Origin of the sequence: uncultured Tenacibaculum sp. (assembly GCF_947495995.1) — a bacterium.
Classification (GTDB): Bacteria; Bacteroidota; Bacteroidia; order Flavobacteriales; family Flavobacteriaceae; genus Polaribacter.
The window spans coordinates 459,484-475,472 of record NZ_CANMAX010000003.1 but is presented as its reverse complement, the minus strand read 5'-3'; the positions used below and the strand labels follow the sequence as shown (position 1 = coordinate 475,472).

Genomic DNA, 15,989 nt, shown 5'->3' with positions numbered 1-15,989 from the left:
TATGGTTTTTTATCAAATATAACTGTTTTAAATTTGTACTTTTGAATACACAAACAAACGTCTAGATGAAAAAAATTCAAATGGTTGACTTACAAAGTCAATATCAAAAAATTAAAGATATTGTTGATACTTCTATTCAAGAAGTTTTAAACTCTTCAGCTTATGTGAATGGACCTTATGTAAAAGAATTTCAAGCTGATTTGGAAAAATATCTTGACGTTAAACATGTAATTCCTTGTGCTAATGGAACTGATGCTCTGCAAATAGCAATGATGGGACTTGGATTACAACCTGGAGACGAAGTTATTACTGTTGATTTTACTTTTGCTGCTACTGTGGAAGTAATCGGATTATTAAACTTAACACCTGTTTTAGTTGACGTTGAACCAGATTCATTCAATATAGACATTGAAGCGCTTAAAAAAGCAATTACTCCAAAAACAAAAGCTATTGTTCCAGTACATTTATTTGGACAAGTAGCGAATATGGAAGCTATTTTAGAAATTGCCAAAGAACATAATTTATTTGTTATCGAAGATAACGCTCAAGCAATCGGAGCAAATTATACTTTTAAAGACGGGACAAAGCAAAAAGCTGGAACTATAGGTGATGTTGGTACAACTTCTTTCTTCCCATCTAAAAACTTAGGTTGTTACGGTGACGGAGGTGCAATATTTACTAATGACGACGATTTAGCACATATCATCAGAGGAATTGTAAATCATGGAATGTACAAACGTTATTATCACGATGTTGTTGGTGTAAACTCTCGTTTAGATAGCATTCAAGCGGCTGTTTTAAAAGCTAAACTTCCAAATTTAGATGCATATTGTAATGCAAGAAGAGATGCGGCTAGATATTACAATAATGCTTTTGCTAATAACGAAAATATTATTACTCCTTCTTCATCTTCTTGTGGATCTATTTGCGATACTTGTGATTGTCATGTTTTTCACCAATACACGTTACAAATTACCAATGGGAAAAGAAATGAATTACATCAACATTTGTTAGACAACAATATTCCAAATGCAATTTATTATCCTGTTCCATTACACAAGCAAAAAGCTTATGCTGATGAGCGATATAACGAAGAAGATTTTACCGTTACTAATAAATTAATAGATACAGTTATTTCTCTTCCGATGCATACAGAATTAGACGAAGAGCAATTAGCTTTTATTACCAAAACTATAAATGATTTTCTTTCATAAATGAAAAAAATTCTTGTTACTGGTGGCCTTGGTTTCATTGGTTCACATACTGCTGTAGAATTACAAAATTCAGGATTTGAAGTTGTAATTATTGATGATCTTTCTAATGCTAAAATAGAAGTGTTAGAAAATATTGGAAAAATCACAGGTAAAGTTCCAGAGTTTTTTCAACTAGATCTTAAGAAGAAAGCAGAAGTAACAGACTTTTTTGAGAGAGTGAATGTAGATGGTATTATCCATTTTGCTGCTTATAAAGCAGTTGGAGAAAGTGTACAAAAACCTTTAGATTATTACGAGAATAATATTGGAAGTTTGGTATACATTCTTCAAGAAATGAGAGATAGAAATTTAAATAATTTCATTTTTAGTTCTTCTTGTACAGTATACGGACAAGCAGATGAATTACCAATAACTGAAAATGCTCCAATTAAACCTGCAGAATCTCCTTACGGAAATACCAAACAGGTTGGAGAAGAAATTATACAAGATAGTTGTAAAGCAAATGGCTTAAATGCCATTGCTTTACGATATTTCAATCCGATTGGTGCTCATGAAAGTGCTAAAATTGGAGAACTTCCTTTAGGTGTTCCTCAAAATTTAATTCCATACGTAACACAAACTGCCGCTGGAATTAGAGAACAATTATCAATTTTTGGTGATGATTATGATACTCCTGATGGAACTGCCATTCGCGATTATATTCATGTTGTTGATTTAGCTAAAGCGCACATTGCTGCTTTAAACCGCTTACTAAATCAGAAAAATGAAACAGCTTTTGAAGTCTTTAATGTAGGAACAGGAAAAGGTAGTTCTGTTTTAGAAATTGTTAAAGCTTTCGAAAAAGCCACCAATCAAAATTTAAACTACAAAATAGTTGAGCGTAGAGCTGGAGACATCACAGCTGCTTATGCCGACACAAATATTGCTAACGAAAAATTAAACTGGCGAACTGAAAAAAGTATAGAGGAAGCTTTGTTATCCGCTTGGAAATGGCAAAATAATCAAACCTAAAATTTAGATAAAATATTAAACTTTTGTTAACTAGTTTTTTATTTCTAAACAATTGTTTAGTTTTGTAAAGTAAATGGCACGAAAGAAAGAATACATAGAATCTGAAGTAATAGATAAAGCAATGGAACTATTCTGGAAGAATGGTTATGAAACTACTTCTATGCAAATGCTCGAAAAACAAATGGGCATTAATAAATTTTCTATTTATTCTAGTTTCGGAAGTAAAAAAGGAGTTTTTCTAGAATGCGTAAAGTCTTATAGAAAAAAGCTTTTAGCTATCACAGATAAATTAAAAGATTCAAAAAATGGTATTGAGGGTATTAAACAATATTTCTACGATTTTTTAGAATTTGCTAAAGATAACAACGACTTTATAAAAGGGTGTTTAGTTACAAATGCGGCTAATGAGCTAAACGAAGACTCTGATCCAATAATTAAAAATCAGTTATCAAATTTCACTAAAGAAATAAGAGGTTTATTTGAAAGTAATGTTCGACAAGAAGCTGGTTTTTCCGAAGTTCAAATTCAAGAACAATCAGATTATTTTATTGTTTCTATGTTCGGTTTATCTTCAGCTTCTAGAGTATTTAACAAACCACAATTACACATTTTTATAGAAAACATATTTAGTAACACATAATTTTTTTAACCAATAACTAACCGATTGTTTAGTTATTAAAATCAATTTTAATATGAGTACATTAACTGTTCACACTATCGAAACTGCTCCTGAAAAAAGTAAAGGACAATTAGAAGAATCTGTAAAAGCATTTGGTATGTTACCAAACTTACATGGTGTATTAGCTGAATCTCCAGCTATTTTAGAAGGATATAAAACATTACATCATTTATTCTCTACACAAACAGCTTTTGATGCAGAAGAATTAACTGTAGTTTGGCAAACTATAAATGTAGAGCACGAATGCCATTATTGTGTTCCTGCACATACTGCAATTGCACACATGATGAAAGTAAGTCCAGAATTAATAGATGCATTAAGAAATAAAAGTGCTATGCCAAATGCTAAATTACAAGCATTATACGATACAACACTTATTATCTTAAGAAACAGAGGAAACATTTCTAAACCAGAATTAGATAAATTTTATGAAGCTGGTTATACGGAAAGACATGTTTTAGAAATTATCTTAGGACTTTCTCAAAAAGTAATTAGTAATTACGTAAACCATATTGCCAATACAGAAGTAGATGAGCCTTTTAAAAAGTTTATCTAATAACTTTAAAAATTTTAAACAAAAAGTCGATTATGTTAATTAATCGACTTTTTGCTTTTTACATTTTAACAAATTTTAGGGAATTTAACTTTTCCTTCATTTAGTATCTTTAAAACCTAAATTTAGAGATACAAACATGATAAAAAACTTAACTTGGGGACTCTTATTTTGCTTTTTAATAGGGTGTACTACCAAAGAGAAACAACCTAAAAAAGTAGCTTTAAAAATTGATTATGAAAAAATTACACTAGACAACGGACTAGATGTTATTTTTCACGTTGATAAATCTGATCCTGTTGTTGCTGTAGAACTTATGGTTCATGTAGGATCTGCTAGAGAACTTGAAGGTAGAACTGGTTTTGCTCACCTTTTTGAACATTTACTATTCTTAGAATCGGAAAATCTTGGTAAAGGTGGACTTGATAAAATGAGTGCACGAATTGGTGGTTCTGGAGCTAATGGATCTACTTCAAGAGATAGAACAAATTATTTACAAACCGTTCCTAGCGATGCTTTAGAAAAAATGATTTGGGCTGAAGCTGATAAATTAGGTTGGTTTATTAATACTGTTACTGATCCTGTTTTAGCAAAAGAAAAACAAGTAGTAAAGAACGAAAAAAGACAAAGTGTTGATAATAGACCTTACGGACACAGACAGTATGTAATTGGAAAGAATCTGTATCCAAAAGATCATCCATATAATTGGCAAGTAATTGGTTCTTTGAAGGATGTTCAAAATGCTACAGTTGAAGATGTAAAAAACTTCTTCAAAAAATGGTATGTACCAAACAATGCAACTTTAGTGTTATCTGGAGATATTGATGTTGCTAAAGCTAAAGAATGGGTTCATAAATATTTTGATGAAATACCAAGAGGTAAAGACATTGCTCCTATTCAAAAAAGACCTGGAATTGTTAAGGAAACTAAACACTTAGTTTACGAAGATAACTTTGCTCGTTTACCAGAACTAACGTTAACATGGCCTGCAGCTGAACAATATCATAAAGATGCTTATGCTTTAGATATTTTATCAGAATACTTAAGTAACGGAAAGAAAGCTCCTTTAAACAAAGTTTTAGTTGATGATTTAAAATTAACTTCAGGAACAACTATGTTTAACTTTACTTCAGAAATTGCTGGTCAAATTCAATTAATTGTTAGAGCTTTCTCTAACACAAAATTAGACGAAGTTCAAAAAGGGATTCAAACAGCATTCGCTGACTTTGAACAAAATGGAATTCCTCAAAAAGATTTAGATCGTATTAAAGCTGGTTTAGAAACAGATTTTTACAATAGTTTATCTAGTGTTCTTGGTAAAGGTTCTCGTTTGGCTTCTTACAACACATATACTGGAGATCCTGGTTATGTTACTAAAGAATTAAATGAAACATTAGCTGTTACTGTAGCAGATGTAATGGCTGTTTACAATAAGTATATTAAAGGTAAAAACTATATCGCTACTAGTTTTGTTCCTAAAACTCAACAAGAATTAGCGTTATCTAATTCTGTGGAAGCAAATGTAGTTGAGGAAAAAATAGTTATCGGTGCAGAAGAATCGTTTGATTCATCTATTGCAGCTACTTATGAAAAAACTCCTTCATCTTTTGATCGTTCTGTTGAGCCTCCATATGGAAAAGCTCCGGAATCAAAAACTCCAAATGTTTGGAAAGATGAATTAAAAAACGGTTTAAAAGTATTTGGAATTCAAAGTGATGAAGTTCCATTAGTACAATTCAATTTTGTTATCGAAGGTGGACAATTACTTGAAAACATGGATAAATTAGGTGTTGCAAATTTAACAGCTAGTTTATTAGAAAAAGGAACTAAAAATAAAGATGTAAGTCAGTTAGAAGATGAATTAGCTCAATTAGGTGCATCAGTAAGTATTTTTGCTACTAAAAATAATATTCGTGTTTTTGGTAATACATTAAAACGTAATTACAAACAAACATTAGCTTTAATTCAAGAAATGCTTTTAGAACCAAGATGGGATGAAGCTGAATTCGAGTTATTAAAAAAAGGAGCAATCACGAATTTAAGATCTCAAGAAGCTAGTCCGACTTCAATAGCTTCAAATCAATATAATGCACTTATCTACGGAAAAGACAATATTCGTTCTAAAAATATATTAGGGGATATAAAATCTGTTGAATCTATTACTATTGATGATTTAAAAGCGTATTACAATAATTTCTTTTCTCCTTCAATAACAACAATGCATGTAGTTGGTGATATTGATAAAGAAAATATTATGACTTCTTTACAAGAACTTGATACAAACTGGGCTGCGAAAGAAGTTACCGTTCCAAGTTTTAAAATTCCTGAAGCTCCTGAAAAATCTACAGTATATTTCTATGATATTCCAAATGCAAAACAATCTCAATTACGTTTTGGGGCTCCAGCTTTAGCTTTTAATGATCTTGATTATTATCCTGCTACTGTAATGAATTACATTCTAGGTGGCGGTGGATTTGCTTCTCAATTAACACAACAATTACGAGAAGGAAAAGGATATACATACGGAGTTCGATCAGGTTTCTCTGGAGGAAAAGATAAAGGTGCATTTACTATTGGTAGTGGAGTACGTAGTAATGTTACTTTAGAAGCTTCTCAATTAGTAAAGCAAATTCTAGAAAACTATGCGAAAAATTATTCTGAAAAAGATTTAGCAACTACTAAAGGTTTCTTGATTAAAAGTAATGCTCGAGCTTTTGAAACTATGGGTGCTAAACTAAGAATGTTAGAAAACATAAGTACATATAACTTAGCTAACAATTATATGAAGGATAGAGAAAAAATAGTTTCTGAAATGACTATTCCTAGAATTCAAGAATTAGCAAATCAATATGTAGATCCGAATAAAATGATTTGGTTAGTTGTTGGAGATGCAGAAACACAACTAAAAAGAATGAAAGAATTAGGTTTTGGAGAACCGGTCTTACTTAATAAACTTCAAGAAAAAGTAAAACAATAAAATCTAAATTAAAAAAAGCCCTTTTTAAAAGGGCTTTTTTGTTTTATTATTCTCCGAAGCTTGCTCCACTAGCAGCTATACTTCTGTCAATTTTACGCATTAAACCTTGTAAAACTTTTCCAGGACCAACTTCAATAACTTCAGTTGCTCCATCAGCAATCATTGCTTGAACACATTGTGTCCATTTTACAGGCGCAGTTAATTGTGCGATTAAGTTTTCTTTAATCTCATTAGGATCTGTAATTGCTTTAGCAGCTACATTCTGATACACTGGACAAGTTGGTGTATTAAAAGTTGTTTCTTCAATAGCCTTTGCTAATTCTTCTCTAGCTGGTTCCATTAAAGGCGAGTGAAAAGCTCCTCCTACTGGAAGTACTAAAGCTCTTTTCGCTCCTTTTCCTTTTAAAACATCACAAGCTTTGTTAATCGCTTCAATCTCTCCAGAAATTACTAATTGTCCAGGACAATTGTAATTAGCTGCCACTACAACTCCATCAATAGATTCACAAACTTCTTCTACTACTGCATCTTCTAAACCTAAAACAGCAGCCATTGTAGACTCTTGTGCTTCACATGCTTGTTGCATTGCTAAAGCTCGTTTAGAAACTAAGGTTAAACCATCTTCAAAAGATAATACTCCATTTGCAACTAAAGCAGATAATTCTCCTAAAGAATGTCCTGCTACCATGTCTGGTTTAAACTCTTCTCCTAAAACTTTAGCTAAGATAACTGAGTGTAAAAATATGGCTGGTTGTGTTACTTTCGTTTGCTTTAATTCTTCAGCACTACCTTCGAACATTACATCAGTAATACTAAAACCTAAAATCGAATTCGCTTTTTCAAAAAGCTCTTGAGCTAAGGAAGATTTCTCATATAAATCTAATCCCATTCCTGTAAACTGTGCTCCTTGTCCAGGAAAAACATATGCCTTCATAAATTTCTTTTTGTCATTTGTTTTATAATGCAAACATAATCAATTTTAATTTTGTTATTTTCGCTATATGACCGATAAAAACAAACTACTCGCTCAAAATATTTATCTCATTTTGGCAGCATTGTTTATTGCTTCATTAGTTGCCTCTAATTTAATTTTTCAAAAATTTTTCTACTGGTATCCTTTCAATACTGAAATATTCGGAGTTAAATTATTTGAGGTTTCTGTAGGGTTATTGCCTTATCCTATTACATTTTTAATCACAGATATTTTATCTGAAATTTACGGAAAGAAAAAAGCCAATCAGGTAGTAATCGCTGGAATATTCGCTTCACTTTTTTCATTATTGATTATTTATGCAGGAAAACTAGCTCCAGCTACAGTTTGGTCTCCAGTGAATGATAAAACTTTTAATCTAGTTTTTGGAGCTGCTCCTTTAGCTGTAGTAGCCTCAATGTTAGCTTACTTATTCGCTCAATTTATCGATATTAAAGTATATCACTTTTGGAAAAACTTAACCAAAGGAAAGTACTTATGGCTACGAAATAATTTTTCAACTTTTACATCTCAATTTATAGATACTCTTACTGTATTAGTTTTACTTTGTTCTTTCGAAATAATAGCATGGGATAAATTTTTAGGGTTGTTGGTTAGTGGAGTTATTTTTAAAATAATTATTGCTGCGTTAGACACTCCTCTTCTTTACCTTGCAGTTTATTTGTTTAAAAAGAAATTTAACTTAAAAACTGGGGAAGAAATTCAAGGTATTTAACAAACGTATAAAGCTGTGAATAAATTTTTTTATAATTTTTTAAAAGACAAACTAAGTCTAGATCATACTACCGCTAGTTACTTTAATGTATTTTTTAATTTATTGGTAATAGCAATAATAGGTTATCTGTTATTTAAAGTGCTTCGTTACTATGGTAGTAAATTTTTGAAAAAACTAGCAACAAAAACCAAAACTAAATTTGATGATATTTTAATTAAGAACTCTTTCTTTTTAAGTTTAGCTAGAGTATTAGTTTTAATTATCACTTATGGGTCTCTAAATTATATTCTAGTTGATTTTCCTCACTTTTTAGAATATGCACAACGTTTCGTTAATTTACTCATTGTTATAAGTTTTGTACGACTTGTAAAAAGTATTCTACAAAGTATAAAAGATTTCTTAAGAACACTTCCTGCATTTAAAGACAAACCTTTAGAGAGTTATGTTCAGATATTTATGATTCTTTTATGGATCATAGCTTTTATTGTTTCTTTTTCAATCATCACAGGAAAACCTTTGTTACGTTTCTTTACTGCACTAGGAGCTTTTTCTGCGGTATTACTTTTAATTTTTAAAGACACAATCTTAGGTTTTGTAGCTAGTATTCAAATTTCTGTTTATGATACTGTTCGCTTACAGGATTGGATTACAATGGAAAAGTTTGGTGCGGATGGAAATGTAATTGAAATCAACTTAACTTCTGTTATCGTTAAAAATTTCGACAACACAGTTACCAGCATTCCTACATATTCTTTAATTTCTGATTCATTTAAGAATTGGCGTGCTATGAATCATTCGGGTGGTAGGCGAATAAAACGTGCAATTCATATCAAGATTAATAGCATTCATTTTTTATCAGAAAAGGAAATTGAAGATTATAAAAATATAGCATTAATTCAAGATTATATTACTGAAAAATCTAGTGAAATCAATGAATATAATTCAACTCATAACATTGATAAATCGCTATTGATTAACGGTAGAAATCTTACCAATTTTGGAGTATTTCGTAAATACATCGATTTATATTTACAACAACATCCTAAAATCAATCAGGAATTGTTGTTTATGAGCAGACAATTATCTCCGACTCCAAACGGAATTCCTTTAGAAATTTATGCTTTCAGTAGTGAAAAAGAATGGATTGTTTACGAACGTATTATGTCTGATATTTTCGATCATATTTTCGCAAGTATAGGTTTCTTTAATTTAGAGGTTTTTGAAAATCCGTCAAGTTTAGATGTTGTAAACCTGAAAGATAACACGAATGAATCTTAATATTTTCCGAAGTCAAGTATTTCAAAAGATTAAAAGCAATAAGATTGGTTTAATCAGCTTAGGCTACATTTTTTTATGTGGTTTAATTGCTATCTTTTGTTATGCAATTGCTCCAGACAATAGTAATTCAGGAAATCAAATGCATTTAGAAATCCATTCAAAATCACCTGGTTTTTCTGTTTTAATGCTAAGTATTCCTACTACTAAAACATCAGATTCACAATCTTGGTTTTCTAAAATTTTAAATGGTAAAACAAACAATCATGAAGAACTTCCAATTAAAAGTTATGAAGTTAAAAATGATTCTTTAAAAGTGATCAAATACTCCGATGGATTGCCAAAGTTTTACAATACTTCTATTTTCAGTAAGGCTCCTAAAAAATTTATAACGCAACGTACTTTTTGGTTCGGGACAGATAAATATGGTAGAGATTTATTAAGCAGATTATTAATAGGAACACGAATTTCTTTTTTTATTGGATTCATTGCTGTTTTTATTTCCTTGCTTATCGGAATTCCTGTTGGAGCTGTGGCAGGTTATTACGGTAAAAAAGTAGATGCATTTATTATGTGGATTATCAACATAACTTGGTCTATTCCTACTTTATTATTGGTAGTTGCTTTCATTTTAATCTTAGGAAAAGGATATTGGCAAGTATTTATAGCCGTGGGTTTAACAATGTGGGTAGAAGTCGCAAGAATTGTACGCGGACAAGTAATTAGTGCTAAACAAGAGCAATATATTGAAGCTGCTAAAGCTTTAGGTTATTCTGATTTTAGAATTATATTCAAACATATTTTACCAAACATTACAGCTCCAATAATTGTTATTTCTGCAGCGAACTTTGCTGCTGCAATTTTAATTGAAAGCGGTTTAAGTTTTTTAGGAATCGGTGCACAACCTCCTACTCCATCGTGGGGAGCAATTATTAAAAATCACTACAACTATATTATTCTTGGAAAACCTTTCTTAGCTTTAATTCCAGGAATCGCAATTATGAGTTTAGTAATGGCATTTATGCTTTTAGGTAATTCACTTAGAGATGCATTGGATGTGAAAAGTTAAGTTTGTAATTTAGCTCGTTCAAATTATAAAATACACATGAGCTTTATTGTAAACTTTACCACAAGATGGGCAGATTTTGATGCTAACATTCATATGAGGCATACAGCTTATAATGATTATGCTGCTGAGTCAAGACTGCGTTATTTTAATCAATTCGGAATTACAATTCACGATTTTACTAAAGAAAAAGTAGGTCCGATTTTATTCGAAGAAAACACTAAATTTTTAAAAGAAATTCACTTAGGGGAAGATATTTCTGTAAATCTAAAAATTACTGGTTTATCTGGTAAAGGTGAACGTTGGAAAATTCAACACGAAGTTTTTAACGGAAAAGGACAACTTTCTGCTGTAATCAATGTTTATGGTGCTTGGTTAGATTTAGCCAAAAGAAAATTAACTGTTCCACCAGAAAAGTTCCAAGTTATTTTTAATGATGCCGAAAGAACTGAAGATTTTAAGCTAATAGAATTAAAAACTAATGCGTAAAAAAAATGTCATCAGTGTTTTACTTGTCCTAGGTGTAATGACCGCTTATTATTATACTGAAAAAAAAGAGCAAGTCATCTCAAAAGATGTTAATACAACTGAGAATAAAACACCTAATGATAGTTCTAAATTTAATTATTTGCCTAGCTCAACAACTGGGCAAATAATTCATCATAATGGGTATTCTTTGTCTTATGATGAGAAACATGAACAAGCAGAATGGGTAGCGTATCGTTTACATAGTAACGATATTGCATATTCAAAATTCAAAAGACCTTATTTTATTCAAGACCCTAAAGTGAAGACTCAATCCTCTGATTGGAGAAACTACAAGAAATCTGGTTATGACAAAGGCCATTTATGTCCTGCTGGAGACAGAAAAGCTACTTTAAAAGCTTTTAATGAAACTTTCTACACATCGAACATAACGCCGCAAAAACATGATTTTAACGCAGGAATTTGGAATCGTTTAGAACAAAAAGTTCGTTACTGGGCTAAAAGAAATAAGCAAGTTTATGTAGTTACCGGAGGTATTTTAAACTCAGGAAATAAAACAATAGGAAAAGAAAAAGTTACTGTTCCAAATACTTTCTACAAGATTGTATTAGATTATACAAAACCAGAAATAAAAGCAATTGCATTTTTAATTCCACATAAGGAAAGTAAAAAACCGTTATATGACTTTGTTACTTCTATAGATATCATAGAAAAGAAAACAGGAATAGATTTCTTTGGGCACTTACCTGATAACATAGAAAATAAATTAGAAACTTCTAAAGATTATAAAAAATGGTCTTTTAAGTAATAATCTATAAAAACAAAAAAGGTTTCGTTTAAAACGAAACCTTTTTTGTTTACTCGGATATATTTAAAGATTTACTCTTTAAAGTTCTTTAAACCTTCTTTTAACCAGTTGTAATAAGTTAACTTATCTGTATACTGTTGTGGTGAGTTTAAAACTTCCATTTCTGGGCTTAACTGTACATAGAAAGGCTGTGAAGCATTCTTAAAGTTTACAGTTTGTAAAGTAGCCCATTTTTCACCATAGGTTCTAATTTTCTTAATTTTCCCACTAGGCTTTACAAAATCAAATTGCTCTTCTGGTGGTAAAGTATTCTCGTTATCATCTACGTAAAGAGAGATTAATACGTAATCATCTTTTAATGTATTATAGATGTTGTTTTCACTCCAAACGTTTTCTTCCATTTTACGACAGTTAACACAAGCCCATCCTGTAAAATCTAATAAAACTGGTTTATTGACAGATTTTGCATAAGCCATTCCTTCGTCAAAATCTTTAAAACAATTTAAAGCTAAAGGACACTTGTTATCTTGTAATTCGTAAACACTATAAAATTGAGGTGGTGCAAAACCACTTAATAAGTTTTGATTCCAGATTGGCTTTTGAGTTACACCAGGCCCCATATATACTGCGAAACCTAATACTGCTAAACCTATAACAATTCTTAATCCAGATACTCTTCTAACTTTTTCTCCTCCAGGGAATTTAATTACTCCGAACATAAATAATGCTGCTAATACAGTAATTAAAATCCAGATTCCGATAAAGATTTCTCTCTTTAAGAAATTCCACTGTCCTACTAAGTCTGCGTTTGATAAGAATTTGAATGCTAAAGCTAATTCAATAAATCCTAACATTACAGTAATTGCCTTCATCCAGAAACCAGATTTAGGTAAAGCACTTAATAACTTAGGGAAAAGTGCAAAGAATGCGAATGGTAAAGCTAATGCTACACCAAATCCTCCCATACCAGCAGTTAATTGCATTGGACCTCCATCAGAAGTTAATGACCCTGCTAATAAAGAACCTAAAATTGGTCCTGTACAAGAGAAAGAAACGATAGCTAAAGTTACAGCCATGAAGAAAATACCAATGATTCCTCCAATTCCTGATGCGCTATCTGTTTTGTTACTCCAAGAACTTGGTAATGTAATTGAATAGAATCCAAAGAAAGATCCAGCAAAAAATACAAGTACTATGAAGAAGAATATGTTTAACCACATGTTTGTAGAAATAGTGTTTAAGATCTCAGGATCTAAACTATCTGCAAAGTGGAATGGTAAACTTAAAGCTACATAAATAGCAGCAATAAAGAAACCATATAAGATCGAATTTGTAACACCTTTTGATTTCTTCTCAGATTGTTTTGTAAAAAACGAAACCGTTAAAGGTATTAATGGGAATACACAAGGTGTTAAGAAAGCAATTAAACCACCTAAGAATCCTAGTAAGAAAATATTGAATAAATTTCCTTTCTCCTCGTCGGTAGCTCCATTAACATTTGCATTTAATAATTCCTTATTTTTTAAGTCTAAGTTTAAAGAACTTGTTAATTCTTTACTTGTTTCACTTACTTCAGCAACTGTTTCTACGATATCACCTCCATCTAAAGAAAAAGTGAAGTCATTATCATATGGTAAACAAAACTCTTTACAAACTTGGGCGTCTATATTAAGTGATATCTGTCTTAAACTTGTGTCATCTAACTTTATACGTTGAGTAAGCGTTGCTTCTTCAGTAAAGAAAATTTCGTCTACTCCCCATATCTCGCTATACTCAGTAGTTGTTTCACTTTCTACGGCTTTTCCAACTAAAGTATAACCTTCATCACCAACAGACGGCTTAATCGTCATTGGTAAAGATGCATCTTTCGGGTTGTACTGTGAATAAAGATGCCAATCGTCTTCAATAAAAATAGTGAAGATTAAATCGTACTCAGTATCTGAGATTTTCTTAACAGAGGTTTCTACTTCTAGTGGGTCATCATCTTGCGCAAAAGTTGCGAATGAAAATCCTAGAATAAACAAAAGCAGGGTAAAAACTCTTTTCATTGTCATTGGGGTTATTTATATACTTATTTTTAATACATCCTTTGTAGAAGTAGAAGTAGTAAATCTTCTGTCTTGTCTTTTTCCGACAATCCAAATGATCTTATTTTCTTTAGTACAAAGCAACCAAGTTTTTTCTTTTTGAAACTTAGAAAACTTCTCATCCTTAAAAAACTTACTTACTTTTTTCTTTCCCTTCATCCCTGAAGGATAGAAAAAATCTCCAACTTCCCATTTCCTTATTATCATCGGGAAAGTTACTAAATTTTTGTTAACTAGAATAGATTTTTTGTCTAGTAGTTGATTTTTGTTGTATTTTTCTATTTTGATCTCTGTATTTTCATCAATTTTAGTGGTTCCTAAACCTACTTTAATCCTTATTTCTTCAACCTTATCCTTATTCTTTTCTGAAATCAACAAATAGTCTCTATCTCTTAGAATTTCATGGGTTTTAGAACTCACAAGTTTCCCTGATTGTGAATTTAACAGGTCGTTAACATTATCCCATTCTGAAAAATTGTAATCTTTTAATAACTGAAACAAGTAAGCTTTAGGATTTGATAATTTTAACACTTTTTCGACGTTGATTTTTATTAAATCTTCATCTTTTTCAAATAGTTTTTCAGAAATTTCTTCTATCCTGTCGTCAATTATCACTTTACTTTCGGATAGATTTTGTGAAACTTTTTCAAAACTTTTTAAAATATTAGGAGCTATGTCTTTTAGCTCTGGAATTATTTTATGACGAATTCTGTTTCTTAAATATTTTAACTCTGCATTACTTTCATCTTCTCGCCAATTTATGCCTTGTTCTTTTGCATAATTTTCAATTTCTTCTCTAGAAAATGGAAGTAAAGGTCTAACTAAGTTTCCTTGCTTTTTTGGAATTCCTATTAAACCATCTAATCCAGAGCTTCGAGTTAAATTGATTAAAAAAGTTTCTAAGTTATCATCTGCATGATGAGCAGTTAAAATATAATTCAATTGTTCTATCTCTAACAGAGAATGAAACCAGTTATAACGTAGCTCTCTAGCAGCTAACTGTATAGACAAATTATTTGAAGTTGCATATTGAGATGTATCAAACTCCTTTACAAACACTTTTATCTTTAGTTGCTCTCCAAGCGTTTTCACAAACTTTTCATCTAAATCACTCGCTGTACTTCGTAATTTAAAATTACAATGCGCTATACTAAAACTAAACCCTAAACTGTGAAATAAATGTACTAAAACAACACTATCTATTCCTCCAGATACTGCTATTAAGAATGGTTCCTCTTCTAAAAACGAGAAATTAGTTTTTATATGTGATTTAAAATGATGAAGCACAAAAATTAATTCAAATTATTGTTGAGCGTTTAACCAAGTAATGATGTCATTTATTGTTTCTTCTTTACATAAATCATTATGTAATTCATGATATGCATCTTTATACAATTTTAACTGAACAATATCATTTTTGTTTGCAAATTGCTCACTTCCTAAATAACTAATTAACTTATCATCTGTTCCATGAAGTAACAAACCTGGAACTTTAAGTTTTGAAGCATTTTCTATCGCATAGTTTCCTTTATCTATAAAGGCTAAAGAAAAATTAGGACTTACTCTGGAATGTACTAATGGATCGTTAATGTAACGTTTTACTTCATTTTCATCTCTAGAAATAAAACTTGCATCTACTTCATTATCTAATGTTAATGATGGTGCTATTTTTTGCAACATTTTACCTAGTTTAATTTTCCATTTTGGTGGTTCAAATGCTAACTTTAGAAAAGCACTTGTAGCGATTACTCCTTTAATAGTATTATCTCTAGACAGCATAAAATTCAATACTGCATTTCCTCCCATAGAATGCCCGTAAAGATACGTTGGAAACTCTCCTAAAACTTTTTCAGTTTGTTGTGCGAAAGCTGTAATACTATCCATTACATATTCATAGCCAGGATTATGTCCTCGTTTCCCTTCAGTTTTTCCATGTCCATAATGATCAAAAGCAATTACTGCATAATCATGCTTTACAAGCTCTTCAGCAACATGAGAAAATCTACCAGAATGCTCTCCTAAACCATGTAGAATAATAACAATAGCTTTATATTCTTGAGGTTTCCAATATTGCCCAAAAAAATTGGTGTTGTTGTGCTTGAATTTTAATGTACTATGCATAAGCTT

The 15,989-nt window shown here is 30.9% G+C and carries 14 protein-coding genes; 10 read left to right on the top strand and 4 right to left on the bottom strand.

All coding sequences use genetic code 11. The annotated features are described in order from the left end of the window. Positions 1-65 precede the first annotated feature (65 nt). The 5 genes from Q1A15_RS11345 (at position 66) to Q1A15_RS11325 (ending at position 6,434) form a co-directional block, all read left to right on the top strand. Complete coding sequence (locus Q1A15_RS11345) at positions 66-1,214, top strand: DegT/DnrJ/EryC1/StrS family aminotransferase (RefSeq protein ID WP_299623483.1); 1,149 nt, start codon at positions 66-68, stop codon at positions 1,212-1,214. After that, positions 1,215-2,225: a UDP-glucose 4-epimerase GalE gene (galE, locus tag Q1A15_RS11340; RefSeq protein WP_299623480.1), complete on the top strand. Its 1,011-nt coding sequence runs from the start codon at positions 1,215-1,217 to the stop codon at positions 2,223-2,225. It abuts the gene before it with no gap. A 73-nt stretch (positions 2,226-2,298) separates the two neighbouring features. Further along, the gene (locus tag Q1A15_RS11335) at positions 2,299-2,865 is read left to right on the top strand and encodes a TetR/AcrR family transcriptional regulator (RefSeq protein WP_299623477.1); all 567 of its coding nucleotides are present in this window, start codon (positions 2,299-2,301) and stop codon (positions 2,863-2,865) included. A gap of 52 nt (positions 2,866-2,917) precedes the next feature. Then, entirely contained in the window at positions 2,918-3,460 is a 543-nt protein-coding gene (locus Q1A15_RS11330) for a carboxymuconolactone decarboxylase family protein (protein ID WP_299623475.1), read from the top strand. Positions 3,461-3,596: 136 nt separating this feature from the next. Further along, a complete protein-coding gene (locus Q1A15_RS11325; RefSeq protein WP_299623472.1) occupies positions 3,597-6,434 on the top strand; it encodes a pitrilysin family protein in 2,838 nt (945 codons plus the stop codon). Positions 6,435-6,480: 46 nt separating this feature from the next. Here Q1A15_RS11325 and fabD read toward each other — a convergent pair whose 3' ends face one another. Next, positions 6,481-7,368, bottom strand: coding sequence for an ACP S-malonyltransferase (gene fabD, locus Q1A15_RS11320; RefSeq protein WP_299623468.1), 888 nt, complete (start codon positions 7,366-7,368; stop codon positions 6,481-6,483). Between the two features lie 67 nt (positions 7,369-7,435). Here fabD and Q1A15_RS11315 point away from each other — a divergent pair, with 67 nt between their 5' ends. Genes Q1A15_RS11315 through Q1A15_RS11295 form a run of 5 tightly spaced genes read left to right on the top strand, consistent with a single transcriptional unit; the run spans position 7,436 to position 11,775 of the window. Next, complete coding sequence (locus Q1A15_RS11315) at positions 7,436-8,140, top strand: queuosine precursor transporter (protein WP_299623465.1); 705 nt, start codon at positions 7,436-7,438, stop codon at positions 8,138-8,140. Positions 8,141-8,155: 15 nt separating this feature from the next. Continuing rightward, positions 8,156-9,418 carry a mechanosensitive ion channel domain-containing protein gene (locus Q1A15_RS11310; RefSeq protein ID WP_299623462.1) on the top strand — a complete coding sequence of 421 codons (1,263 nt, stop codon included), beginning with the start codon at positions 8,156-8,158 and terminating at the stop codon, positions 9,416-9,418. Continuing rightward, on the top strand, positions 9,408-10,484 hold the full coding sequence (locus Q1A15_RS11305) for an ABC transporter permease (protein ID WP_299623459.1): 1,077 nt from the start codon (positions 9,408-9,410) through the stop codon (positions 10,482-10,484). Before Q1A15_RS11310 ends, Q1A15_RS11305 begins: the two co-directional genes overlap by 11 nt. Before the next feature lie 36 nt (positions 10,485-10,520). After that, positions 10,521-10,970: an acyl-CoA thioesterase gene (locus tag Q1A15_RS11300; RefSeq protein ID WP_299623456.1), complete on the top strand. Its 450-nt coding sequence runs from the start codon at positions 10,521-10,523 to the stop codon at positions 10,968-10,970. Continuing rightward, on the top strand, positions 10,963-11,775 hold the full coding sequence (locus Q1A15_RS11295; protein ID WP_299623453.1) for a DNA/RNA non-specific endonuclease: 813 nt from the start codon (positions 10,963-10,965) through the stop codon (positions 11,773-11,775). The genes Q1A15_RS11300 and Q1A15_RS11295 overlap by 8 nt, the downstream gene beginning before the upstream one ends. Before the next feature lie 71 nt (positions 11,776-11,846). Here Q1A15_RS11295 and Q1A15_RS11290 read toward each other — a convergent pair whose 3' ends face one another. The 3 genes from Q1A15_RS11290 to Q1A15_RS11280 are packed head-to-tail and all read right to left on the bottom strand — an operon-like array spanning position 11,847 to position 15,983. Then, the gene (locus Q1A15_RS11290; RefSeq protein WP_299623450.1) at positions 11,847-13,823 is read right to left on the bottom strand and encodes a cytochrome c biogenesis protein CcdA; all 1,977 of its coding nucleotides are present in this window, start codon (positions 13,821-13,823) and stop codon (positions 11,847-11,849) included. 15 nt (positions 13,824-13,838) lie between these two features. Continuing rightward, the gene (gene tilS, locus Q1A15_RS11285; RefSeq protein WP_299623447.1) at positions 13,839-15,149 is read right to left on the bottom strand and encodes a tRNA lysidine(34) synthetase TilS; all 1,311 of its coding nucleotides are present in this window, start codon (positions 15,147-15,149) and stop codon (positions 13,839-13,841) included. A 15-nt stretch (positions 15,150-15,164) separates the two neighbouring features. Next, entirely contained in the window at positions 15,165-15,983 is an 819-nt protein-coding gene (locus tag Q1A15_RS11280) for an alpha/beta hydrolase (RefSeq protein WP_299623444.1), read from the bottom strand. Positions 15,984-15,989: the final 6 nt, after the last annotated feature.